Here is a 26,117-nt window from a genome sequence, read left to right on the forward strand (position 1 = left end):
AAATGGATTGTTCTTCTAACACCGCTTTGTCGCTTGGTGATGGCCTCACGCAATAAGCCCGCCAGAAGATCACTGTCGGTCTTATTGCTTCGGCTCACACTTGTCGCTCCTTCGCTAGACTTGTCTTTTATAGGTACGCAGTGGATAGATCGTCGTAACAGGATGACCAAGGAGGAATGAATAGCAATTCCTCCTCAAAGAATGTGGTGTGATCATTTCGTCCAAAGCGAGCCGGAAATGTACATGTGTGTAAACTTGTATGCATTTCCTACAGGCGCTTCATATAATAAAATGGTTAATCAAGAGACTTGACTTCATAAATACTTTTCTACAATTTCCTCTACAGGAACTGCCTTACTGTACAAAAAGCCTTGCGCCTTCTGGCATTTAGCTTCAAGTAGAATCATAGCTTGTAAATCCTTCTCTACACCTTCAGCAATTACTTCCATCCCAAGACTGTGGGCTAGATTAATAATTGTCTTCGCTATTGCTTTGTTTTTCACATCAAATTCAATATCTTTTATAAATGAACGATCGATTTTAATGATATCGATTGGATATTGCTTCAAATAACTAAGTGATGAATAACCCGTTCCAAAATCATCGACGGAGATGAAAATTCCGATTTTCTTTAGTTCATTTAATGTTGCTAAAGTTTCATCTATTATCGTCAATGCTCCCTCCGTAATTTCCACTTCAAGGGAAGACGGTAAGATGTCGTAGTAAGAAATCTTCTCTTTCAATTTATCGACAAAGTTTTCCATTCTAAATTGCTTTGGCGATATATTCACAGCTATCCTAACAGCTTTGAACTGCTTATCCTGCCACTCTTTCAACTGTTTACATACTTGGTTTAATACCCAATCACCAATTCCATGTATAAGCCCTGAATCTTCAGCAATGGGGATGAATTGCGCCGGTGATACAAACCCAAATTTTCCATTATTCCATCTAAGAAGCGCTTCGAAACTACTAATATGCCCGGTTTTCAAATCGACTTGCGGTTGATAGTGAATCGTCAATTCATTTAACTCAATCGCCCTGCGTAAATGCGATTCCATCAGTGCTTCATCCGGGAAGGTAGAATTCATCGCTTCTTGATAGAAACGATAATGCGAGCGGCCACGATCTTTCACAAAGGTTAGCGCTTGTTCCGACTTCCTTAGTAGATTCTCAAGTGTTTTTCCATCTTCAGGATAAACAGCAATTCCGATGGATGCAGAAATGAAATACTCCTGATGATTATGATAAAATGGTTTTCCAAAATCATTCAATAACTGTTGTGCAAACTTCTCTGTCTTCAGCACAGAATGATTTTGCAATGAGACGATAAATTCATCGCTGCCATTACGATACAACCTGGCGGATGCAGGACAGATTATTTTTAATCGTTCCGCAACCATTTTTAATATTTCGTCCGCACCATTATGGCCAAGTGATTCATTTATTAATTTGAATCGATCAAGTCCTAAATGAACGAAAGACAGTCTTGTTTCTCTTTGCAAGGCGTTTAGAGAATCCTCCGTAAAGTGTTCTTTCATCGCCTGACGATTCCACAAACCCGTCAAATGATCATGATAAGACAGGAATAGAAGTTTTTCATTATTTTTCTGATGAATAGATGTATCCCGTACAATTAGTTGAACTTCTTCTACCTCTCCATCAATCAAGACGGGAATTGCCTTCAAATACGCGGGTAATAAATATCCTTTTTTATGAAAAATAGTTGAATCTTCCATCTCAATGGATTCCCCTGCAAGTGCCCGGGACAAGAAGAGCTTAAATGCTTTTATGTTATCCTCCCCGGAAAGATTCAAAATTGAACGGCCAGAGAGTTCTTTGAATCGATAGCCGAAACCTAAATGAACGGCTCGATTCGCGTAAATAATTTTAAAGTTTTGATCGATGGTTATGATTGGGTCAAGATTATGTTCAATGACGGAATTATATTTATGTTGTAACTCCGACTGCGACTTCCTTACAGTTACGGTATCTAGCCGTTCACGCAATTCAATGATGATAATTTCTCGTTCAAACTCTTCGGTATGACGTTGAAAATCCAATTCGAATAATACGCCTGCCCCACCTCGTATCGATTGGATTTCAGTTGTAAAATCAGATTGATTTTGTAATTTCCGCATCCTGCGCTTAATGGGAATCCATAAATCACCAAAAAAACAAGCAGCCGATTGTTCGATTTCAGTCGAAAAGTATTTTGTCGCCAATGAGTTAGCGTAAAGCACATCAAATTTACCTTGCTCATTTTTCTCAACAAATATGGTCATCTTAAAGGAGTGGTTCAAAATATATGATTCTACAATTTTTTCTAAACGGTCTTTAATCTTAACGTTTCTCATGTGTGCCTCCGTTTGTTATGCATTTATCCAAACTTTTATCGATTAATCCAGGTAAATATGAATCAATCGCCCGAGTACTTTATAGTTAATCATAAATAGATTGTACTTATATCGAAAAAGTATGTATCGAATAAATAAATATAATTATTATATCAGCATAATGCATCTTCGGAAGAATCAGTGTTTTCACTACCTTTTAGATCTGAAGTTGTACAATTCTTTCATTCTTGGTATTATATGAAATATATGTAACCATTCAATCTGCCAATGAAGGAGGCCAATTTTGAAAAACAAGCATTCCATCCGTCAATTGGCAATTGCCATCTACACGGTAAATCGACATGCCAAAACAGCTCCTGACAATAGACAACTTTACGCCTTAAAAAAGATGGCGATAGACAAGTTGCTTAGTTCGGGCATTGCCGAAAAAATCGGATTGCATTTTGTCGACAATCCAAAATTCAGCAAGCAACACTCCACGGTCCTCGTCCGATGTGACGAATTCCTCTTTCATACAATCCCAGAAAAAGAAGACTTTAATACTCTTCCACACCTCGGACAACAAGATCCAGCTTCTCGCAACCCTCAAGAACGGATGAGCTTGAAAACTGCGCGCGAGCTTCTCTCTAAATATGTGGGGCCCACCCACCCGATAATACCCGAGAAGAAAAAAACACTACCAAAAAAGTCTATTCATAGCATTCAGGATTCACAAAACTTCCGTTCATCTTATTTGGATGGTAAATAGAAAAGCGCAAGCGCCTTGGTAGACCCGACAAGCGCTGGAGGGCCTTAAGATAAAGGCGCACTTTGCCTTTAACTTAAGGACTGAAGCGACTCGAGGGGCTAGGCGCTGGAGTCTAGACAATAAGAAAGTCGCTCGAGTACCGCTGCTCTTGGTGAAAAACTTATACTTTCTTATTTTTTAAAAACGGGCTATTCCTGCTGGCTACCAGCGGGAATAGCCCGTTTTTTCTTCTATTACTTAATTTGCTCCGCGATTACTTTTTCAAAATCAACGAGAAGGATCATTCCGTTATCACGCTTGATAACTCCCGAAACAGGTACTTTATTTCCCGTATACATATCGGAAGCAGGTTCAATATCCGTAAAATTGATACGCTGGATTTGGGTAACAGCCGTCACATCTAAGACCACTGTTGTCCCGTCGAATTCAGCGACGATATATTTGGATTCATCACTATTATTATTAGTTGCATTTCCTGTTACTTTCTTCAAATCGATGACAGGAAGTACTTCTCCTCGTAATTGTATGATTCCCTCAATATACGGGTGTGAATGCGGTAATACAGTAACCGGAACGGGTTGAATAATTTCACGTACATGCTGAATGCCAAGTCCAAAATTACTATTTCCTACTTGAAACTCTACAAATTCAAAGACTTCATATGTTACTACATCCGATTTGATTGTATTCACCTACTCAGCTCCTAGATGTTAATAATAGTATATAGATATCCCATTGAATCCACTTCGGCTACCCTTCGTAAGGTGCCTTCGCTCGGTTTACTTAGTATTCACCTGGTCAACATATATAGCACTTAATTAATTTAATTGAACACTTACTTCTATTTTCGGCTTATTTCTATAATTATTTAGCTTTATTAATAACTTTTATATAGGACTTGTGTCCCTTGGTCGCTAAATCCTTTTTCAACAAGTTTCTTATACATTTCACTTGCAAGTTGCAGACCTGGAAGTGATAGATTCATCGCTTCAGCTTCTGCCAGCGCGATGTTTATATCTTTCATGAAATGCTTAACATAAAATCCAGGTTCAAAATCCCCGTCTAACATTCGCGGTGCCAAATTCGACAATGACCATGAGCCTGCCGCACCTGTCGATATAGACTTCAGCACAGTTTCAGGATCCAACCCTGCTTTTTCAGCATAGACCAGCGCTTCGCAAACCCCAATCATATTCGTCGCGATGGCAATTTGATTGCACATTTTTGCATGCTGCCCGGAGCCTGCCTGACCCTGATAAACAATTTGTTTTCCAAAAACCGCTAAAACCGGTGTAATGGCATTGAATACTTCTTCTTCCCCGCCACACATAATTGACAACGTCCCATTCTTCGCGCCAATGTCTCCCCCAGAAACGGGTGCGTCAATTGTCGCCATCTGCAACTTAGCACCAGCATTCGCAATACGTATCGCCAGTGCTGGGCTAGAAGTCGTCATATCAATGAGAATCTGACCTGCCTTACCAGTTGAGAAAATACCACCCTCTCCAAAGTAAACTTCTTCGACATCCCCCGGATAACCTAGCATCGTGAAAACTAATTCCGCATCCTTCACCGCTGCAGCAACTGTATCCATCCAAACAGCACCTGCATCTATTAGAGACCTTGCCTTTTCTTTTGTGCGTGTATATATGGCCACTTCATAATTACTGTCTAAAAGATGGTTAACGACGCTTACACCCATAACACCTGTCCCAAGAAATGCGATCTTTTTGACTTCCATTTCAATTCCCCCTTTATCAAATGCACATCGGCGTACTTAAATTGCCTTCATCCGGCAGGGCTTAGCCCCAGCTGAATGAGGTTGAAAATCGTATTATCTTTTATCCTACCAAAGTATTTGTATTTTTCCATCATTCATTTCTATTTTTGATCAAAAAAAGGAGGACGGAACCCCGTGATAGGGATCCGCCCTCAAAAGGGGGAAATGAGAATGTTGCTGTGTTCTATCTTAATTTCCCCTCTTTTCTTGATTATTAAACATTGTTCGCAAAATATTTTCCCTTGTTTTTTTGAGCAATTCTATAAGTGGCTTCCTTCTTCAAAGATAGTAATAGGAGCAATACCCTATTACTTCGTTATCAGCCTTTTTTTAGCCCTGCGTATTGATCCATGAGATTATCAAGCCTTCTGCTGAATTCTATCGTTTCAGCAGCAGTCAGTCCTTTTTCAGTCGCTGCTTTCATCATCTCTTCGCGTAATAATTCAATTTCTTCTTCTAAAGTCCACTCCAAGATAATCCCTCCATGGATTAACACATAGCTAACTTTTATTATACAGGAATACTCTCATAATAAGTGGTTTAACTTACGACATATTCCGACAACTTCAAATGGTCAGCAATAGAAAAGACTTTACGTTATACTAATTTTAAGGCACACTATAAAAGATTCAATAAACTAAGTTCTATATCTGTTGTAATAAAGAATCCCATTGAATTGGCTACGGCAACAGGCTATCGCTTGTAAGGCGCCTTCACTCAGTTTATATAGGTATTCATTTATTCAACTTATATATAATGAAACATTACGGCGTCTCAGACGTCAAATTTAACCAAGGAGGGGTTTACGATGAAAAGCAGATGGAGTCTTTTATACGCAGCAATCGCGACCACTTTATTACTTACCGCTTGTGGTACAAGTACCGACAAGGAACCAGAAAGTACAAATGGATCAGCGGATGTGGTTGAAAACGTAGACAAAGAAACAGTCACTGAAGGCAAGGAACCGGATACAGAAGTTGATGAGGTTGATGAGGTTCAAGAGGACATAATGAAAAATGCAGACCTGAAGGAAAGCGATGAACAAAGTTACGCTATTTCTGTACTGCCTGACTTTTCATTATCAAGCGAAGAACCCGGTAAGGACAGCCTAATTTCAGCAGACAATGAAGCAGTGTTTATGCGCATCGAGACGGTAGCTAAGGAAGACGGCACATATTACTACTTAGCCGAAAACATGATTGCTGTACTTGAAGCATCAGGGGATGGTAGCGCGCCAATTGAAGTACTAGATGAGAAGTCAATCCCTACAGCTGAAGGCATTGAAAATGCAAAAGTTCTGGCCATAAAAGCTGAAACTGCATCTATTATGGGAATTATTTTCGAACGTGACAATATGGTGGTTAAACTTACAATCTACGATTCTCCAAAAGAAGAATATTTCGAGCAATTCCTTCGTATGGCTGAAACAATAGTTCCTAAATAATGGACGACTATCAAGAGTCAAATGGATAACCATCCGTTTGGCTCTTTTTAATTGTAACAAAAGCGTTCGAGTCTCAGCGGAGGGGAATCGCCTTTCAAAGGCAATTCATAGGTAAAGAATTATATATATTCCTATGCACTAAAAAAACGCAGCACCCGTTAGACGAGTTACTGCGTTTCACGATAAGTTCTTTACCGAAAGACCTAATTTCCGCACTAATTCAATTGCCTGGTCTTGTTCTTCAGTGGAAAGGGAGGACATGATAGATTCGATATTATTCGCATGCTCCGGGAAGATAGATGTCATTAAATTGACGCCGTCCTGAGTAATCGACATATATGTCACCCGCTTATCTTCTTCACAAAAGACGCGTTCCAACAACCCTCTTTTTTCAAGCTTATCGACAACGTAAGTCATCGAACCACTTCGAAGTAAGATTTTCTGCCCAATCTTCTGGATGGGCTGTCTCCCCCTGTGGTGAAGCAATTCAAGAACGGCGAATTCAGTTGGATTAAGCCCATGCTTTTCACTCGTTTTATGCGCTTCCTCCAAAATCACCTTACTCGCCCTTGAAAGAACAATAAATAATTTCAGTGCCCGTTCTGTATCTTTTGTCATAATGCAGTGCCCCTTCTATAATTACGCTCAATAGTCGCCCTCATTATAACGGCAAACACATCTTCATGTCAAAAAACCAAGAAGACGTTTCGTACCTTTACTTACAGAGAGAGCACTCTTTTTTCAGCTGTATCTTTCATCGTGGCATGCCCCAATGCCGATGGAAATGTTACGATGAAGGTTGTTCCAATGCCGACTTCACTCTCAACTATAACCGTTCCACCATGTTCTTCTATGTTTTTCAAAACAAATGGTAATCCGAGTCCCGACCCGTCTGACTTGGTGGTGAAGAATGGCAAAAAGACTTGCTTTAATTGACGTTTATCCATTCCTTTACCGGTATCTGAAACCCCCAAAATAACTTTTCCAGGGCTGTCCAAATTTACAAAAATTGAAAGATTCCCTCCAGGAGTCATTGCTTCCATTGCATTTTTGAACAGATTGAGAAGAACTTGTTTAATTTTATCAGAATCACCGACAATCAATGAATCTTTAAGTATATTTTCTTTTTGTGTAATAGTGATTCCATCCATCAAGGCTTTCGGATAGACAACCTGAATCATATCTGCAACCAGCACCCCCAAGGAGAATGTCGTTTTTTCATTCAATCCAGGCTTTGATAGGATAAGCATTTCGCTTAATATAGCCTCCATCCTATCGATTTCTTCATCAATAACGGAAAGGTATTTCATCGTATCCGCAGTTGCGGAAATCTTAAGTAATTGGACAAACCCTTTCAAAGTAGTCATGGGATTTCTAATTTCATGCGCTATACTTGCTGCCAGTTCACCAATCGTCGATAATGAGTTTGAATGGGCCAAACGCTTTTCCATGGCCATTTCTTCTGTTCGATCATTCATTCTTACCAAGTACGTTTGTGACTCGCTATCGTATAGTGTTGTTATCTGATAGTAATTAACATCATTCACATTTCTTATATACTTGGTTGTTATTTCAGCAAATCCATACAGATTTACGTCTTTAAAATAATTAAATATTAACTCAGAGTTGTCCGGAAACAATTTAACGATTGCTCCCACTGTTTTGCCAATAAAATAGTCTTTCGGCAAGTTAAAAAAGGAAGTATGCAAATCATTGACATCGTAGATTATCCCATCACGATCAATAACAACCATGAAGCTATCTGAATTACGAAAAGCGTGTATATAGGTTTTATCCGACTTGTCCACAATACTTTGTGGAACATCAAATAGTGCAATCACCTGTTGAACATCATCAAAATACTCAAGATGCATCTTAACAATTTCTACTCTGTTTCCAAACAGCCGAATATGCACTTCGAACGTTTTATTCTCAGTTTCCCCAAGATTACTAAAGACATTGTCCCAATGATTAACAGTAGGATTAATGAAAAATTCTTTAATATTTTCTTCTCCATCATTGACAAATTCTTCGCAAAATGAATTATTTACATGTAAAAGACTGCCGTCAAGATCAAAAACGGCACCGGGTCTGATTGTATCATCCAGTAGAAAAGTGATATGCTTCATTACCTTTATATTTTTATATTTCAAGTGTATTCCTCCACATCCCATTTTTAAACAATATGAAAAATAACACTGATTCATGCAGAAAGATTAAATTCATACAATAATAAGCTTATTCAAATTATTCCATATTTACGGTGTGATAGGAATGGTCCTTTTTACCTAAATAAGATGAATGCTTGACTTGATAATAACGTTAGAGAGAAAAGGGGTAGAGCTATGAACATTGTACTATCAACATTAAACGCAAAATATATCCATACAAATTTAGCCATTCGCTGCTTAAAAACTTATGCAATGCCAGAGTACAGTCCGGTCATTGCAGAGTACACAATTAAAGATCCGACCATGAATATTGTATCAGATTTATATCAAAAAATGCCGAATGTTGTCGGTTTTAGTTTATATATTTGGAACATTGAAGAAACAATAAAAGTGATGCGTATGCTAAAAAAAGTAAAACCTGACGTGAAAATTATCGCCGGTGGCCCCGAAGTAACATACGATTACGATTACTGGTTAGAACGTGTACCCGAAATTGATGTCATTGTGATCGGAGAAGGAGAACGAACATTTAAACATCTACTTGACGTCTATGCGGGGAAGGAAGACATAGCGGCTGTCCAAGGGATTGCCTATAGAGAAAGGGAACAACTGAAGATTACGGCGCCTGGGCCAAAACTAGATTTACGGGAACTTCCTTCCCCTTTCCAATTTGCAGAGGACATACCCGAGCTGGGCAAAAGAGTGACCTATATTGAAACAAGCCGCGGCTGTCCTTTTTCCTGTCAATTCTGTCTATCCTCTATCGAAGTAGGCGTCCGCTATTTCAACCGGGATGCCATTAAGGAGGATATCCGGTATTTGATGGCCAACGGTGCAAAAACAATCAAGTTTGTCGATCGCACATTCAATATTAGCAGAAGCTATGCGATGGAAATGTTCCAATTCTTGATTGATGAACATGTATCAGGCACTGTGTTCCAGTTTGAAATAACGGGAGATATTATGCGTCCTGAAGTCATCCAATTTCTAAATGATAATGCGCCAGCAGGACTATTCAGATTTGAAATTGGAGTTCAATCAACAAACGATTTAACAAATGAATTAGTCCAGCGCCGCCAAAATTTCGAAAAACTTTCCCGTACCGTAATGATGGTGAAAGAAGGTGGCAAGATTGACCAACATTTGGACTTGATTGCTGGCCTACCCGAAGAAGATTATAATTCTTTCCGAAAAACATTCAATGAGGTTTTTGCAATGAGGCCAGAAGAGATGCAGCTAGGCTTCCTTAAGTTACTCCGTGGAACTGGCTTACGTATACAAGCCGAACAATATGGTTATCAGTTTATCGACGAAGCACCTTATGAAATATTTTCAAATAACGTATTGACGTTTGATGATATCCTGCGAATCAAACAGACCGAGGATGTTCTAGAAAAGTATTGGAACGACAACCGATTACCGCGAACGGTGGAATATCTTGTATCAGAAGTCTTTGAAACGCCATTCGATTTCTTCCAACAATTCGGCTCCTACTGGGAGAATCAAGGTTGGTCCAGAATCGGACATCAGTTGGAAGACTTATTCATACGCTTGAATGACTTCCTAACGAAAGATGGACGTGCCGATATGGATATCACACGCAGTCTACTAAAAATTGATTACCTTGCACACCATAAGTTCCAACCGCGCAAAGTTTGGTGGATTGAGGATATGCCAGTTGAAGAACGCTCTACTATCGAACAGGCATTGCTCGAAAACCCAACTTTATTAGGAGAACGTTTCAGTTCTTTACGTTTGAATAACCGAAATATCCGGAAGCAAACGTTCATCACACCGATTGCTGTTCAACCTGAAGATGTAGAAATCGGTATTGTACAAAAGGCTGCTGGCTATCTTATCACCGTCTTCAGACATGATGATACCCCGTTCTTTATGTTCCTAGAACAATCAGGAAAAGCGTAAGGCGCCTTCTAGACGCGACAGGCATAAGCGAGCCAGCGACGTGGCGCTCTTTGCCACATAGCTGGATTGCTTATGACCCGAGCGGCTGGCGCCTGGAGCTAGACAACAAGGAAAAGCGGAAGGCGCCTGTTAAGACGCGACAGGCATAAGTCGAGCCAGCGACGTGGCGCTCTTTGCCACATAGCTGGATTGCTTATAACCCGAGCGGCTGGCGCCTGGAGCTAGATACTATTCTAAGTCAAAAAAATATACTTTCTTATCTTTTGTAAAAGGCTGTCCCAATTTAAACTTGGGACAGCCTTTTTATTAACCAATAATAACCCTTTCTTTCGGGTAATGATATTTCAATTTCTTTGTTTTTCCTCCTAATGTAAAGAGGAACGAAATAAGCCCGACCCGTCCAATGAACATTAGTAACATAATAATCACTTTCCCAGTTACAGAAAGATCCGATGTGATACCAAGTGACATACCACATGTCCCGAAAGCTGATGTTATTTCAAACAGCAGTGCAATGACCGGCACACCAGGTTCTGTAATAAGTAGAATAAGGAGTGCGGTCATAACCATCACCAACGCCAAAATAATGACAGCATAAGAACGGAACACATCTATCAGTTTTATTTGCCTTTTAAAGACATTAATGACTTGATTACCGCGAGCAAAGTTTATAAGAAACAGCACTGCAATCGCGAATGTCGTCGTCCGAATTCCGCCGCCTACCGAACTTGGCGATGCACCTATAAACATCAGCGAACTGATGAAAATGTCCGTCGCTTCGCTAAATTTCGTCACATCATACGTTGTTAGTCCTCCTGATCTGGATGACACTGAATGGAATAACGCCGTAAATAGTTTCTCATGCCATGCCATCCCTTTGAACGAATGCATAGATTCCAAAATGAAAATCATAACTGCCCCGAAAACAAGTAAAAATCCAAATGTCGCTGTCGTTATTTTTGTGAATAAAGAAAAACGAAAATGAGGCACTTTTTTTGAAAAATAACTTTTCACTTCGATAAGAACCGGAAAACCAATGGCACCGAGAATAATTAGAATCATCGTTAATGTCTGAACGAAGTAATCATTGAAATACTGCGCGAGTGAAGTTTCTGCAATAGTAAAGCCCGCGTTCGTTGTCGCAGATACAGACATGAACATCCCGTTAAGAAGTGCTTCGCTAAATGTATCATAAAACCGCATAATATAAGCTGTAAATATAAGCCCACCGATAATTTCAATTAATAATATTATTTTAATGATTTCCTTGATTAGATGAACAAGCCCTGCAAGGTTATATTGATTATGTTCGACCATGATTAGTTGCCTTTCTCGCAAACCAATTCGCTTCTTAACGAGGAGCCAAAAAAATGTCCCTATCGACATAATTCCAATTCCACCAATTTGCAAAACAAGCATAAGCATACAAATACCAAAAACCGAATAAGTACTTCCGATGCTGATGGGCGCCAGTCCAGTAACACTTACGGCACTTACGGCTGTAAACAAGCTGTCAATGAAACTTATCTTTACTCCAGGCAAGTATACTCCAGGCAAATTCATCAGTAGTAATGAAAAGGCGATGGCCAGAAAATAATAAAACACTATAACTTGTGCAGGTGTGAACCTGCGTAAATTCTCACGATTGAATTTCAACCAGTTCACCGTTCCTTTCACCAATAATATGGTGTCGTACCTATTTTAGAGAAGTCGCATGAAAAAGGAAAGGACGAATTTGATAAAAATAGAAAAGCAGCCATGCAATCACATGGCTGCTTTTCATATTATGCTTTCTTTTTGTTATTTCTAACCCCAGCCAAGTAGCCACTTAGCGCTATTCCAACAAGAACAATCCAGAATGTCACTTGCCATAAAGTTGAATGTGGGAAGCTTTCATCGAGGATTCCCAAGCCTGGATGTGACAGTGTAAGCACAGCCAATTTGACACCGACCCATCCAACAATAAGAAATGCTGCTGTTTCCAAGGTAGGAAACTTTTGCAAAAGAACAACGAATTGACGTGCAGCAAATCGCATGATCACTAAGCCAATAATACCACCCAATAACATGACGATGAATTGTCCACCGTTAATGCCACCTATATCGAAGTTACCAAGCTTAGGCAACGTTACAGCAAGTGCAACCGCCGCCAACATCGAATCGAGCGCAAATGCGATATCCGCAAGTTCGACTTTCACAACAGTCATCCAAAAACCAGACTGCTTACGTTTTTTAGCATCAGGATCTGTATCCTCACCTTTTCGCTGATCCATAATATTCTTAATGGAAATGAACAATAAGTAGATTGCTCCGAGCGCTTGAATTTGCCAAATATTCACTAGGAACGTGATCATGAACAAAGCTGCAAAGCGGAAGACAAACGCTCCTAATAAACCGTAAAAAAGTGCTTTCCTTTGCTGTTCACGCGGTAAATGCTTGACCATGACCGCCATAACAACGGCATTATCTGCTGCCAGTAATCCTTCTAGCACGATAAGTACAACGAGTACCCATGCGTATTCCAATAATATTGCTTCCAAATCGATTCCCCCTATTTTTTTGCAAAATAAAAGAGACCCTCACCTAATAAAAGGCAAAGGTCTCGCTAAGTCGGAATTTTAGTTTTGCAAAAATCCAGCTATCATAACCGATGGCAAAAGCCATGTATTGACGACTATGAAATAGGTTTCCCTATAGCTACTCCCCCTTGACATAAAGTCAAAAGTTATTAAGTTCGGGTTCTTTTGTTTGATTATACCATAGTTGGTCAAAAAGTAAATATTATTACCCGATTTTTATATGATAATCGCTATTTTTCTTATTCTTTTCATAAAATGCTGTCATGGATGGAATCGAGGCTAGGAAATCAGCACAGTGTATGCCGCTTCCTTGCAGTAGCTCCTCTGCAACTGTCGTATCGAATATGGCATCCCACATCATATAATCCAGTGTTTCCGCCTCAACGCCTAGTCTACGCTGTAAGCGGATTGAGGCAAGGCCTCTTTCTGCAAGAAGCCGCGGCAATCTTCCCTTAGGCTTTTTGCCTGTCAATTCAACGACCATTGCGCAGTAAATCTCTTCAATCGGGTGCGGTGTAGGATCCGTTAAATGAACCGTTTTACCAGTAGCTCCTATGTGATTAGATAAATACACTGAAGCCTCGATTATATAATCAATCGGCACAACATTTATGCATGCCTGCGTTTTCCCCACGTAAGGAATAATTGGCATCCATCGCAATTTATCGATCATATTCATAAAGAAATATGGCCCGTCAAACTTAATTGTCTCCCCAGTTTTCGAGTGGCCTCGTACAATTCCAGGTCGGATAATAGTCACGGCTGCATCCTTCTTCAGTTCTTCCACAAGTAGTTCCGCTTCAAATTTGGTTTCTTCATAATGATTTTTAAAAGAAGTCGGACGAATCAGCTCAGTTTCAAGCAACTTACCCTCTCGTTTTCCTGCAACATACGCTGTACTAAAATACACGATCCGCTCAATAGAAGGATGAGTACGGACAAATTCAATAACTTGTCTCGTCCCCTCAACATTTACCTTCCAAGCAATTTCAGCTTTTACCGCGAGATCATATATGGCGGCGAGATGCCACACAGCTAACTTTTCCTCGTGCAAATCTTTAATCGTCTGCTGCGCCATCCCAAGTCCTGGTTGCGTAATATCCCCGACCAGAATTTCAAACGGAAAAGTAACATTCATTTCTCTCATAATAGATGTAGCTTTTTCCCTTGCGAGACCAGCTTGGCTAGATTGAACGACTACGTAAACCTTCCTCACTTCTCCAACACGTACCAATTCTTTTATCAATTGCGTAGCTATAAATCCAGGAAAGCCGGTAAAGAAATGAGTTCGCATATAATCCCCCCCTTATTTTGTAGTATAACATTTGAATTAGACTGTTAGAAGAATATTCTGTTTACTGCCCGACTGGTTCCCTTAGAATAGTTATGATTGCACGTCTGTTGATTAACCATTTTCTTGCATAAAGAGCAGGTAAGAAATGCTTGAAGAACACCGTTTCACCGGATCATTTCCAGTCCGCTTTTGGCGAACTATTCATGACAACTTTACCGAGGGGCAAGTGTGGGTAGAAATGACTTCGTCATTCCTACCCACACTCTTTTCAGTAATCCTGTTACGACTAGTTGCCTGTGGCGTTCCTACAACGTTCAAGTGAAAAATACAGCTGTTTTAGAAAAAAAGAATAGATGACTTTTATAAGGTTATAAGTGCCCGAAGATACAATTTCGGGCACTCTTGCACGTTGTACAATGTGTTCTTGCTTACTTTGAGTAAAGTGTACGCGTCATATCATGCGATGAACTTTAAGAAAGTGACTCTTCCTTAACTAAAAAAGACAAGACTATGGAGAAGACTTCAGCCGCCAAAATTGCATCTTTGGCGGCTATTATCCAGATAAGCAGCCCCGCTATTTTTTCGTCCCGAAAAGCTTTAGCACTTTGTGTACGTATCCATTTGGATAGCGACGGATGAATAAGCACCATACGATTACCGAAAAAATGTGTAGTGATGCGACGAAGTCGCATTCCTACACATAAAGACATCTCTGTAATCGTATAGAGGTCGTTCAATCCAAGCTATCCAAATATACTGTACACGAAGCGCCTGCTGTTTGATTAAGTTATTTACTGGTTGTTTTTGGTTAATCAACACATGTGTTATGATTGTTAACTTTGAGTTTATTACCGTCATGAAAAACTCAACAATTAAAAGAACCTCCCAATAAAGGGAGGCTCTACGGTTATTTACTTTCGACTGCACGTTTTCTCGTTTGTCGATCAAATAAGCTATAAATGATTGGTACAATATACAACGTGAACAAGGTCGAACTAAGTAATCCACCGATAACTGCAATTCCCATCGGCTGATTCATCTCGGTTCCTTCACCAATACCCAGCGCAAGAGGTAATAAGCCAAGAATAGTCGTCAGTGCAGTCATTAGGATCGGACGTAAACGATCCCTGGCCGAGGCAATAATAGCATCATATGAGCTGAGTCCCGCTTCTTTTCGCTGATTAATATAATCAACCAGGACAATCCCGTTGTTGACCACGATACCAACGAGGACGAGAATCCCGATTATTGCTGTGACACTGATTGGCGTACTTGTCAGGAAGAGGCCTAGCCCTACTCCAATGATCATAAGGGGCACAGAGAACATAATGACAAATGGGTATTTAAATGATTCGAACTGTGCCGCCATGACAATGTAGACAAGTACAACGGCTAGTAGTATCGCCATGACCATATCATCAATCGCACTTTCGAATAACTCTCTGTCACCGCCAAATGTTAGGTCAATTTCTTCCGGCAACTTAAGCCTATCAATTGTATCATTCACTTTAGCCGTCATATCACCAAGTGATTGAGACGATTCATACTTCATAGTAAATGTTACCGAGTGTGCTTGATCGACTCGTTGGATAGAAACGGGTCCTTCCGCAATTTCAATTTTAGCAACTTCCCCAAGTCTCACAAATGTACCTGTTGGAGTACGGAGTTCCAATTTTTTCAACTGGTCCATACTGTTACGGAACTTCTTATCGTATTTCACATAGACACCGAACACTTCGTCGTTTTTTCCGATAATCTGTGTGGCTAATGAACCACGAGTCACACTGTTTACTGTTTGTGCAATTTGATAAGGCGCCAGTCCATTGTTAGATGCTTTTTGGCGGTCCACTTCAATTTGGATTTCTTGAACAGTATTTTGAAGATTATTTGTCACTTCCGTTACGGAATCAAGTTCGACCAGTTCATTGTTCAAGTTTGTAACTGCTTCGTTCAGACGTTCTTCGTCTGTATCCTTCAATGAGAATGTCAACGTATTCGGACTTGAACCCGCTGCTGTCTGCATCACGAAGCCTATTTTGGCAGCGTCACCTACAGTTTTCAATACTTTGGGTTGCACATCATCTACGAATTTAAAGATCGAGCGTTCCCTTTCCGCAAGCGGTACAAGTTTGACGGATATTTCTGCAATATTAGCTTTAGATGTACCTTGCGCGATATCCTGTTGCGTTCCACCAACAAGACTAACGTATACTTCCACATCATGCTCATCTTTCAATTGCGCTTCAATTCGTTTTACTACTTCATCTGTCGCATCTGAAGATGAACCGTTTGGTAACTTCACTGTAATGCTGACAAATCCCTCATCAGTCGCTGGCAAGAATTCGGTTCCGACCTTAGTTAAAGCAAAACTACTTAACACCAGCACAATTAGTGTAGTTAACAGGACAACAGAACGATGTTTCAGTGCCCACTTCACCGATCTTTCAAAGTTATTCAATCCTTTTGAGCGGCGTCTCCTAGCTACTATATTTTTCGTCGGTTTCTTTAGCATACGGCTCGCCATCATGGGTACAACCGTCAATGCAACAACGAGTGATGCGAATAAACTAAAGGAAATTGTCAAGGCAAATTCCGTGAAAATCTGCCCGATTAATCCGCTGATGAAAATAACTGGGACAAAAACGGCAAGCGTTGTTAACGTTGACGCAATAATGGCACCGCCAATTTCCTTCGAACCTTCAGAGGCTGCAATTTGCGGATCCTTCCCCATAGCAAGATGTCGTTCAATATTTTCAATGACGACAATCGAGTTATCAACTAGCATCCCTATACCAAGCGCAAGCGCACCAAGAGTCATAATATTAAGCGAGAAATCAGCAAAATACATGAGAACAAATGTCACAATGACCGAATATGGAATGGCAATACCAATAATAATTGGACTTTTTATGCCACGCAGGAAGAAGAACAATACAAGCATTGCGAAAATACCGCCTAAAATAAGCGACTGTCCAATATTTCCTATGGCGAGTTTTACATAATCCCCTTGGTCAAATAAAATATCTGACTCGACACCTTTGAATTCTTCTTTTTCCAACAGATTGTCAAGAGCCTCTTTGAAGGCGGTCGACACATCCGCTGTATTTGCACCAGATTCTTGCAACACGGACATCAGAACAGCCTGCTGGTCATTTGCACGCGTTTCTGTGGCAGACTCTGCTTCGACAAGTGCAACATCCGCCACATCTGCAATTGTTACTGTAGCGCCATTTAACGGATTCGCACCAATCGCGATACTCCGAATGTCGGATATGGTCGTTAATGTACTGACAATACGGGTTGTGAGTTGCTTGCCATCCACCGTTTTAATTGGTTCACCAGGCATAGACACATTGTTTGCTTGAATCATCTTGACGATATCGGCTTGTTCAAGGCCATTCGCTACGAGTTTGTTCTGATCCATAATGATTTGTACTTCTTCTATCAATTGACCCGAAACGGAAACACTTGCTACGCCTTTCGTCCGGCGTAATTCAGTTTCTAGCTGATCCGCAATTTTCCGGATATCTGTATCATCCGCAGTTGCACGCAGTGACAATTGAATAACCGGGAACTGGGACGGATCAAATTTCATAAAACGTGGTTTTGTGGCACCTTCTGGGACTGGAATTTGATCTACCCTTTGCATAATATCGAGCTGGACATCATCGATTTTCGTTGACCAGTCAAACATAAGTAAGATGAAATTGGCGCCCTCCTGCGAGGTGGATTGCATTGATTTCAATCCAGGCGCAGTCGAAAGACTCGCTTCGAGTGGTTTTGTTATTTTCTCGCTCACTTCTGCCGGAGATGCACCTGGATAACTTGTCACAACGACAGCAATCGGCGGGTTCAATTCTGGTATTAGCGTCACTGGAATACGAAAGAATGATACCGCCCCTAAAATGATGATAAGAAACATAATGACAATCGTAAATACGGGCCTTTTTATAGAAAAATCACTAATTTTCATGGACACGTTCCTTTCTTTATTGGAAAAGCGGAAGGCGCCGCCTAGCCCCGACAGGCATAAGTGATAAAGGAAGTCAGTCTAAGAACGCGACGTCCTGTCGCAACAAGGAGGTATGTAGTTCAATCCCTCCCCGCTGCGTAACTCACATCCTGTAAGCCTCCGAGTGGTTGGCGCCTGGAGTCTAGACAACGACCAAAGTAGAAAAAATCGGTATTTTCTTATCTTTTAAAAAAGCTTCACTCCATTAATCATAATGAAACATGGTGTCGACTTCAAACGGGAGCGCCTAAAGCTTTGGTAACGGACTTAATTAATATCCTTCAACTGTTCGTAAATGATAAGAAAACCCGACAGGACGGATAGACCGTCTTGCCGGGTTTTTAAATTATAATTGGCTATATAATTCGATTTCCGGATACTTATCATGGAACCAACGCATTGCAAAATCGTTTTCAAATAAGAATACACGTTTGTCGTGGCGATCTTTTACAAGCATTGCTCGTTGCCCTGCCATCGATTCTTTGAGGTCACCTTCGTTGACAATCCAGCGCGCAACTTTCGAACCGACGTGCTCCATGCGCACTTCGACGTTATACTCATTCTTCATTCGGTGCTCGAACACTTCAAATTGAAGTTGACCAACTGCACCTAAAAGTACTTCCTCAGTATGGAGCGTCCGGTAATATTGAATTGCTCCCTCTTGCACAAGCTGAAGAATTCCTTTATGGAAATGTTTAGACTTCATAACGTTTTTCGCTGTTACACGAACAAAGAGTTCCGGTGTAAACTGTGGTAACGCATCGAATAGGAAGTTTGATTTACCACCGATTACTGTATCCCCGATTTGGTAGTTACCTGTATCGTGAAGTCCAATAATATCACCAGCTACCGCTTCCTCCACTATTTCACGATCATCCGCAAGGAACTGCGTTGTCTGTGTCAGTTTGAATGTCCTGGAAATACGCGGAACCGTTACAGTCATTCCACGTTCGAATGCACCTGAAACAATACGAACGAATGCGATTCTATCACGGTGCATCGGATTCATATTCGCTTGAATTTTGAAGATAAAACCTGAAAACTCTTCCGAATACGGATCGATTTCTGTTTTATCTTTTGTTATTCGTGGTTGTGGTGGTGGTGAAAACTGTAAAAACGTTTCCAAAAATGTCTGCACACCAAAGTTTGTCAATGCACTGCCGAAAAATACAGGTGTCAGTTCACCTATTGCTATTTTCTCTTCATCAAAATCATTGCCTGCTTCGTTAAGAAGTAGAACGTCTTCAAGTGCTTGCTTATAATATGATGTTTCCATCATTGGATGTGGTTCTGCAAGCCCTCCGTCTTCATTGATCGCAAGAAAACGCTTGTCATCGTCGACCCGAACCTGTTCAACACGGTTGTTAAAACGATCGTAAATACCAAGGAACTCTTTACCCATTCCAATTGGCCAGTTCATCGCGTAAGACTGGATACCAAGCACTTCTTCCAATTCTTCCATCAGTTCAAGCGGTTCCTTCCCTTGACGGTCCATTTTATTAATGAACGTGAAGATTGGAATCCCACGCATACGGCATACTTTGAATAATTTAATCGTCTGTGGCTCGATTCCTTTTGCTGAATCGACCATCATGACAGCCGCATCGACGGCCATAAGTGTACGATATGTGTCTTCACTGAAATCTTCGTGTCCCGGTGTATCCAAGATGTTAACACGCTTACCATCGTAATCGAATTGCATGACGGATGATGTTACCGAAATTCCACGTTGCTTCTCAATTTCCATCCAGTCAGAAGTTGCGAATTTCCCTGATTTCTTACCTTTTACTGTTCCGGCATCGCGGATTGCACCACCGAAATAGAGTAGTTTTTCTGTGATTGTCGTTTTCCCGGCATCCGGGTGAGAAATAATTGCAAACGTCCGGCGGGATGCAATTTCTTCATGTATTGGTTTGTCCATTATATATTGTCTCCTTCTGTTCTCTTTTCTTAGCATAGACACATTGGAGGATGATTTCAACAATTTTTTATCGGAATTAGTGAAGCACAGGTAAAACTGAACGTCAGATTCCCAAAACTCTTCAACAACAGCAAAACCACGATGTCATCCATTCCACAAAAAAAAGAGCTATCCCAAAATCAGGACAACTCTCTCTACTCATTTTCCAACTAATCCTGTACCAAATTTCTTCTCTGCCTCTACCAGCGCAATCTCCGCGTCTGAGTGTGGGTATTTCGTAGAGCCGATAATTTGATAATCCTCATGCCCTTTACCAGCGAAAATGATAATGTCATCACGCTCTGCAACCGCTATCGCATGGCGCACTGCTTCCGGTCGGTCACCAATACATGCATACTGATTATGCTTCATACCCGCTTCCAACTCTGCAAGTATCGATTCATACGGCTCGTCCCGCGGATCGTCCGTCGTTAAGATTACATAATCTGCGACGGATGCTTTATCTGCCATAATCGGACGTTTTATCCGATCACGGTTGCCACCCGTACCAATGACGAATATTAGACGACTTCCTTCCTTCTTATAAGGAAGAACTGCATCAATCGCTTTTTCAATAGCATCAGGTGAATGCGCATAATCGACATACATTGTAATCGGCAATTCTGTCGGTACTTGTTCCATACGCCCTTTAACGGCTGAAATCTTCCCTAGATAGTTAATAACATCTTCAGTCATCATTCCTTTGGCATACAAAGTAGCGATGACCGCGAGCGCATTATAGACACTGAATTCACCAATGAGGCTCATGTCAACTCGGAATTCACCATCGGGCGCAGTAAGCCTGAATGTCGTACCATTTGCCCGTAGCTCAATATCCGATCCACGAAAAACGGCTTCATTTTGGATACCGTATGTCAAAACTGGATAAGAAGTCATTTCCAGTAGCTTGTTGCTCCATTCATCGTCTGCATTGACAACGGCAAATTTACGCTTTTCCAAGTCTTGTCCTAGCTGAGAAAACAACAATCCTTTCGCCTGACCATAATTGTCCATTGTCCCATGGTAATCGAGATGATCATGCGTTAGATTTGTAAAAACAGCGATGTCAAATTCCGTACCAGCCAAACGACCTTCCACTAGACCATGTGACGATACTTCCATCGTCATTGTTGTACATCCTTCATCCGCTGCACGGGCAATCATCCCTTGTGTCGTCAATACATCAGCCGTCGTGTTCTCAGTCTCATAAAGGGTTCCATCCAAATCGAAACCGATTGTTCCAGTAACGGCGGATTTCTCACCCGCCCGCTGAAGAATCGCTTGGATGATGCCACTGACACTCGTCTTGCCGTTCGTACCCGTTACCCCAATCATCGTCATCCGCTTCGATGGATAATCGTAAAAACAGGACGCCAACAAGCTGATAGCCCGTGACGTATTTTCAACCATTACCACCGCGACTTTTTCCAAATCGACATCGACTTGCTTCGAAGCAACAATCACCCTTGCTCCATTGTCCACGGCTTTCCCAACGTAATTATGGCCATCTACCGTAAATCCTTCGATACAGACGAAAATTCCTCCTGCATTGACCGCGCGCGAATCAATCGCGATATCCGTCACAGTCGGCGGAACCGCTCCTGCTACCCGTTTGACAGGTAACATTGAAAGTAACTTTTCCGTTTCCATTAAACCCCTCCGTTCAGTCCATCATTGCTGAAGTTACATATGCACGAAGCAGCTGTGCTGATGCTTTTAGCGAATCGATATGTGTCCGTTCCAATGCATGCGATGATTCGATGCCTGGACCAAACAATGCATGTTTCACGTCAAAGCCCGCTCGAATTGCAGCAGATGCATCTGAACCGTAAAACGGGTAAATATCAAGTTTGAACGGAATGTACCCTTCTTTGCAAAGGCCCGTCAAATGTTGTGTCAACGCATAATGATATGGCCCGCTTGAATCTTTGGCACAAATCGACACTGTATATTCGTCCGAAGTTTGCCCGTCACCAATCGCTCCCATATCGACCGCGATATACTCAACAGTCTCAACTGGAATATTAGAGTTACCACCATAACCGATTTCTTCATTGTTAGAAATATAGAAATGCGTCGTATGCGGAAGTTTGACTCCTTCTTCTTTCAATGAACGAATCAGTTCAAGCAACAGCGCAGTACTCGCTTTATCATCAAGATGACGTGACTTAATGAAACCGCTGTCCGTCGCTTCAAAACGCGGATCAAATGATACAAAATCGCCCACTTCAATACCTAGTGCACGTGTTCCAGCTGCATCAGTTACTTTCTCGTCAATACGCACTTCGATATTTTCCACGCTTCGTTCTGCAGTCCCTGCGTTTTTATAAACATGAACTGTAGTCTGATGCATAAGAATTGTTCCTCGGACTTCTTTCCCTGACGCCGTATGAATGAGGCAGTATTCTCCTTCAACCGCGTTCCAATTGAAACCACCAATCATTGTCAACTTCAGGCGACCATTGCTTTTCACTTCTTTCACCATCGCCCCAAGTGTATCGGTATGCGCTGTAAGCAGACGATGTCGCGTTGAATCCACTCCTTCAATCGTTGCAATGATTGCCCCTTTGTTTGTTTTCTTATGTGTTACCCCAATTTCGTCAAGTTCCTTTGCTATTAACTTCATCACTTTTTCCGTATAACCTGACGGACTTGGTGTTTCTACAAGCCTTTTTAGCAGTTTAACAATACGTTTTTCATCAAATGTTGTAGTCATTTCTATTTCCCCTCTCTCGCGTCGAAATATGTAATTCAATCCCAATGTCGAATCATGTATGATAAGTATAAAGTAATGTTGTGAGGTGCCCAATGAAAGATTCGACAATCGTCCATTCACGCAATATATTTATTATACTTTTTTTTGCCTCTAGCGTCACCGTACATATTTTCACGTCACTTCTTTTAGATTTTCATAGCGCAATGATTTCAGGCCTTATCGGATTGTTCATCGTTACTGTACTGTTTGTCCTTTATAAATCGGGGATGAATTCTCTTACTTTTCGAATTCCCCTAATAATTGGGTACTTTTTATATATACTTATTTCAAACTTAGTAAATCCTGATTTAGTACACTTATTTTATCTTATCTTCCCTATCGCCTTAGTGGCAATCTACAATATCACTTGGTTAAACATACTGATTATGGCCATCACGGGTATAGAAGTGTTTGTTTTATTTTACTTATTCAGTCCAATTTATAAATCAGTGGATGAAACTCAATTACTCCCCAATATAGCTTTCATTTTCAGCTTGGCGGTGTTCCTTTGCGTACTGTACACTTTCAGAATCACACCGGAATGGAACAATATCTTCAAGGAAAACAAGAAGTTGGATGTTTTACTTACATCCAGAGAAAGCTATCTCGATCTCTTTTTTGAACATACGGAAGACGCAATTGTTGTGTTCGACTTAGATCAGAACATTGTCGCAATGAATCCCGCATTTGAAAAAACATACGGCTGGAAGCGCGAGGAATGCATGGGACGTTCGCCACGACTCTTCCCTTTGTCCGAGGATGCAACGATTGCAGAGAGGACAAAAAAATTATTGAACGGGGAAAGTTATCATTTTCTGCTAACCAAAGAGATGAGGAAAGATGGTACCGTGTTTGATGCTGAACTGACATTAGCCCCTATCTACGATTCTGAAAAAAAGTTAGTCGCCACGTCATTCATTGCACGCGACATTACACTTAAGCTACAAGCTGAACAACTAAAAATCGATACAGAAAAACTAAAAGTAATCGGTGAGATTGCAGCAAGCGTCGCCCACGAAGTACGTAATCCTATGACATCCATTTCAGGATTCGTACAGATGATGAACAACGATCCCGCTAATCCATATCGCGCATACACCGAAATTATGTATACAGAAATAAACCGTATTGATTTGATAGTCAGCGAGTTTCTCGTCCTATCAAAACCGAATTTAAAAAAATTCACTGATTTCTACATTGAAAAGTCACTTCTAGATGTAGTATCGATATTCGAAACGGAATTTAGTAATCGGTCAATTTTTTGCGATGTTCAGATTCCTAAAAATAATGCAATCATTAGAGGTAATGAAGATGGTATGAAACAAGTCTTCATTAACTTATTTAAAAATTCGTGTGAAGCGCTTGTAAAAAACGGCATAATCACTATCGTTGTCAAATTCCAAGACGAAAGAGTTACTATCTTCATCCGCGATAACGGTCCCGGGATGAATACCGAAACAATTGATAATCTATTTGAACCATTTTACACGACTAAAGCAGAAGGTACCGGCCTTGGCATGCTAATTACAAAAAAAATCATCGTCGATCAAGGCGGAACGATAACCGTGACCAGCAAAATAAATCATGGAACCGAAACAACGATTATACTTCCACTAGTTTAAACGAAAAGAAAACCGCCACCCATTAACGGATGAGCGGTTTTACTATTTTTAATTTATTGCCGTATGGCGGAAATGCAAGTGTCATTGGAATGGACGTACTTTTTTTCATCATGGATTTTGCATGTGTGAACGTATCGAAACTTGCTTTTCCATGATATGCACTCATACCTGATGAACCGACTCCGCCAAACGGTAAATTAACGTTACCAACATGCGCAATTGTATCGTTAATACATCCCCCGCCAAACTGCACGTTTTCAATGAAATAATCTGCGGCTTGCCCGTTTTCAGTAAACATATACGCCGCGAGCGGTTTTGGCAATTTACGAATACTTTGAATCGCTTCACCGAGATTCTCATACGTCATAACCGGTAGGATTGGACCGAATATCTCCTCTTCCATTGAAGCACTATTCCATGAAATAGTATCAAGCACTGTCGGTTCAATGAATAAATCTGAGCGGTCAGAACCACCACCACTTATCACATGTGCACAGTCTTTATTGATGATGTCAACTAGACGATTGAAATGTTTGTCACTGATAATTCTACCGTAGTCCGGACTTTTTGAAACATCTTTCCCGTAAAATTTACGGATTGAAGTAAGCATTTCTTTGACAAGTTTCTCTTTGACAGAATCATGAACAAGTATATAATCCGGCGCGACACATGTCTGTCCTGTATTAACAAATTTCCCCCAGACAATGCGTTCAGCTGCTTTTTTAATATTGGCAGACTGGTCTACAAGGGCAGGACTTTTCCCGCCAAGTTCAAGCGTAATTGGTGTCAGCCGTTCAGCTGCTGCCTTCATAATAACTTTCCCAACTGCTACACTGCCTGTGAAAAATATATAATCGAAGGAAGCGTGGATGAGTGCGGAAGTTTCTTCACGCTCCCCTTCTACGACTCGGATATAGTCTGGCGAGAATGTTTCTTTCACTATTTTTTTAATAATATGTGCCGTGTGGGCAGCTACCTCGGACGGTTTGACAATTGCGCAATTTCCACCTGCAATCGCTCCAACAAGCGGTTCCATCACAAGTTGAAACGGATAGTTAAATGGACCAATGATTAATACGGATCCGTATGGTTCACGAACAATGAAACTTTTCGCAGGTTGTAGATGAACAGGTGTCTTCACCGTCTCATCCTCCATCCAGCCTTCAAGATGCTTAATCATGTAAGAAATGCTTGAAAGGACGAAACCGATTTCCGTCACATAAGACTCGAAAGGACTTTTACGCAGATCTTTATGTAACGCTTCCGTAATTTCAGCTTCATTTGCAACAATTGCGTCTTTCAATGTCAAAAGCATTTCTTTACGGAATGCAAAACTCCTTGTTTGGCCTGAAAAATAATATGCGTGTTGGGAAGCAATCATCGATTCCACGTCTTGTGCAGTAAAGTTCAACTTATTCCCTCCATCCCTTTATACCTTCAATCATAGTTAGAATTGTTGCGGGATGCAAAAG

19 protein-coding genes are annotated in these 26,117 nt (G+C 40.9%); 4 read left to right on the top strand and 15 right to left on the bottom strand.

The genetic code is table 11. From position 1 onward, the window contains the following. Positions 1-314 precede the first annotated feature (314 nt). On the bottom strand, positions 315-2,357 hold the full coding sequence (locus H7992_RS18105; protein WP_067211668.1) for a GGDEF domain-containing phosphodiesterase: 2,043 nt from the start codon (positions 2,355-2,357) through the stop codon (positions 315-317). A 283-nt stretch (positions 2,358-2,640) separates the two neighbouring features. Here H7992_RS18105 and H7992_RS18110 point away from each other — a divergent pair, with 283 nt between their 5' ends. Beyond that, entirely contained in the window at positions 2,641-3,105 is a 465-nt protein-coding gene (locus H7992_RS18110; RefSeq protein WP_082786653.1) for a YkyB family protein, read from the top strand. Between the two features lie 233 nt (positions 3,106-3,338). Here the strand turns inward: H7992_RS18110 and H7992_RS18115 are convergent, their stop codons facing one another. The 3 genes from H7992_RS18115 to H7992_RS18125 form a co-directional block, all read right to left on the bottom strand. Further along, positions 3,339-3,797: a chemotaxis protein CheW gene (locus tag H7992_RS18115; RefSeq protein WP_067211674.1), complete on the bottom strand. Its 459-nt coding sequence runs from the start codon at positions 3,795-3,797 to the stop codon at positions 3,339-3,341. A gap of 185 nt (positions 3,798-3,982) precedes the next feature. Then, a complete protein-coding gene (locus H7992_RS18120) occupies positions 3,983-4,846 on the bottom strand; it encodes an NAD(P)-dependent oxidoreductase (protein ID WP_187045482.1) in 864 nt (287 codons plus the stop codon). Positions 4,847-5,204: 358 nt separating this feature from the next. Then, positions 5,205-5,357, bottom strand: coding sequence for an aspartyl-phosphate phosphatase Spo0E family protein (locus H7992_RS18125; RefSeq protein ID WP_082786654.1), 153 nt, complete (start codon positions 5,355-5,357; stop codon positions 5,205-5,207). A gap of 336 nt (positions 5,358-5,693) precedes the next feature. Here H7992_RS18125 and H7992_RS18130 point away from each other — a divergent pair, with 336 nt between their 5' ends. After that, entirely contained in the window at positions 5,694-6,329 is a 636-nt protein-coding gene (locus H7992_RS18130; RefSeq protein WP_187045483.1) for a hypothetical protein, read from the top strand. A 177-nt stretch (positions 6,330-6,506) separates the two neighbouring features. Here the strand turns inward: H7992_RS18130 and H7992_RS18135 are convergent, their stop codons facing one another. Then, entirely contained in the window at positions 6,507-6,950 is a 444-nt protein-coding gene (locus H7992_RS18135; protein ID WP_067211682.1) for a MarR family winged helix-turn-helix transcriptional regulator, read from the bottom strand. A gap of 98 nt (positions 6,951-7,048) precedes the next feature. Further along, complete coding sequence (locus H7992_RS18140) at positions 7,049-8,482, bottom strand: ATP-binding protein (protein WP_067211685.1); 1,434 nt, start codon at positions 8,480-8,482, stop codon at positions 7,049-7,051. A gap of 192 nt (positions 8,483-8,674) precedes the next feature. Here H7992_RS18140 and H7992_RS18145 point away from each other — a divergent pair, with 192 nt between their 5' ends. Further along, positions 8,675-10,423 (top strand): B12-binding domain-containing radical SAM protein, encoded by a 1,749-nt coding sequence (locus tag H7992_RS18145; RefSeq protein WP_187045485.1) that lies wholly within the window; start codon positions 8,675-8,677, stop codon positions 10,421-10,423. Positions 10,424-10,729: 306 nt separating this feature from the next. On the opposite strand, the gene H7992_RS18150 is transcribed toward H7992_RS18145, so the two are convergent. The 8 genes from H7992_RS18150 to H7992_RS18185 form a co-directional block, all read right to left on the bottom strand. Further along, entirely contained in the window at positions 10,730-12,079 is a 1,350-nt protein-coding gene (locus H7992_RS18150; RefSeq protein ID WP_067214027.1) for a TrkH family potassium uptake protein, read from the bottom strand. 128 nt (positions 12,080-12,207) lie between these two features. After that, positions 12,208-12,963 (bottom strand): TerC family protein, encoded by a 756-nt coding sequence (locus H7992_RS18155; RefSeq protein WP_187045486.1) that lies wholly within the window; start codon positions 12,961-12,963, stop codon positions 12,208-12,210. A gap of 244 nt (positions 12,964-13,207) precedes the next feature. Further along, entirely contained in the window at positions 13,208-14,296 is a 1,089-nt protein-coding gene (locus tag H7992_RS18160) for an SDR family oxidoreductase (RefSeq protein WP_187045487.1), read from the bottom strand. Positions 14,297-14,766: 470 nt separating this feature from the next. Next, a complete protein-coding gene (locus tag H7992_RS18165; RefSeq protein ID WP_187045488.1) occupies positions 14,767-15,033 on the bottom strand; it encodes a hypothetical protein in 267 nt (88 codons plus the stop codon). Positions 15,034-15,203: 170 nt separating this feature from the next. After that, positions 15,204-18,269 carry an efflux RND transporter permease subunit gene (locus tag H7992_RS18170; RefSeq protein WP_187045489.1) on the bottom strand — a complete coding sequence of 1,022 codons (3,066 nt, stop codon included), beginning with the start codon at positions 18,267-18,269 and terminating at the stop codon, positions 15,204-15,206. A gap of 385 nt (positions 18,270-18,654) precedes the next feature. Next, on the bottom strand, positions 18,655-20,229 hold the full coding sequence (locus tag H7992_RS18175; RefSeq protein ID WP_187045490.1) for a peptide chain release factor 3: 1,575 nt from the start codon (positions 20,227-20,229) through the stop codon (positions 18,655-18,657). 198 nt (positions 20,230-20,427) lie between these two features. Beyond that, positions 20,428-21,918: a UDP-N-acetylmuramoyl-L-alanyl-D-glutamate--2,6-diaminopimelate ligase gene (locus H7992_RS18180; RefSeq protein WP_187045491.1), complete on the bottom strand. Its 1,491-nt coding sequence runs from the start codon at positions 21,916-21,918 to the stop codon at positions 20,428-20,430. 13 nt (positions 21,919-21,931) lie between these two features. Further along, the gene (locus H7992_RS18185; RefSeq protein ID WP_187045492.1) at positions 21,932-22,984 is read right to left on the bottom strand and encodes a M42 family metallopeptidase; all 1,053 of its coding nucleotides are present in this window, start codon (positions 22,982-22,984) and stop codon (positions 21,932-21,934) included. Positions 22,985-23,076: 92 nt separating this feature from the next. Between H7992_RS18185 and H7992_RS18190 the strand changes: the two genes are divergently transcribed. Next, complete coding sequence (locus H7992_RS18190; RefSeq protein WP_187045493.1) at positions 23,077-24,645, top strand: two-component system sensor histidine kinase NtrB; 1,569 nt, start codon at positions 23,077-23,079, stop codon at positions 24,643-24,645. A 22-nt stretch (positions 24,646-24,667) separates the two neighbouring features. Here the strand turns inward: H7992_RS18190 and H7992_RS18195 are convergent, their stop codons facing one another. Continuing rightward, a complete protein-coding gene (locus tag H7992_RS18195) occupies positions 24,668-26,056 on the bottom strand; it encodes an aldehyde dehydrogenase (RefSeq protein WP_187045494.1) in 1,389 nt (462 codons plus the stop codon). Between the last annotated feature and the right edge of the window lie 61 nt (positions 26,057-26,117).

The organism is Sporosarcina sp. resist (assembly GCF_014302295.1).
Taxonomy (GTDB): Bacteria; Bacillota; Bacilli; order Bacillales_A; family Planococcaceae; genus Sporosarcina; species Sporosarcina psychrophila.

Coding starts and splice junctions, on each gene's coding strand:
- H7992_RS18175 (WP_187045490.1), bottom strand. CDS start 20,229: ATGGACAAACCAATACATGAAGAAATTGCATCCCGCCGGACGTTTGCA.
- H7992_RS18185 (WP_187045492.1), bottom strand. CDS start 22,984: ATGACTACAACATTTGATGAAAAACGTATTGTTAAACTGCTAAAAAGG.
- H7992_RS18105 (WP_067211668.1), bottom strand. CDS start 2,357: ATGAGAAACGTTAAGATTAAAGACCGTTTAGAAAAAATTGTAGAATCA.
- H7992_RS18160 (WP_187045487.1), bottom strand. CDS start 14,296: ATGCGAACTCATTTCTTTACCGGCTTTCCTGGATTTATAGCTACGCAA.
- H7992_RS18180 (WP_187045491.1), bottom strand. CDS start 21,918: ATGGAAACGGAAAAGTTACTTTCAATGTTACCTGTCAAACGGGTAGCA.
- H7992_RS18170 (WP_187045489.1), bottom strand. CDS start 18,269: ATGAAAATTAGTGATTTTTCTATAAAAAGGCCCGTATTTACGATTGTC.
- H7992_RS18190 (WP_187045493.1), top strand. CDS start 23,077: ATGAAAGATTCGACAATCGTCCATTCACGCAATATATTTATTATACTT.
- H7992_RS18145 (WP_187045485.1), top strand. CDS start 8,675: ATGAACATTGTACTATCAACATTAAACGCAAAATATATCCATACAAAT.
- H7992_RS18130 (WP_187045483.1), top strand. CDS start 5,694: ATGAAAAGCAGATGGAGTCTTTTATACGCAGCAATCGCGACCACTTTA.
- H7992_RS18120 (WP_187045482.1), bottom strand. CDS start 4,846: ATGGAAGTCAAAAAGATCGCATTTCTTGGGACAGGTGTTATGGGTGTA.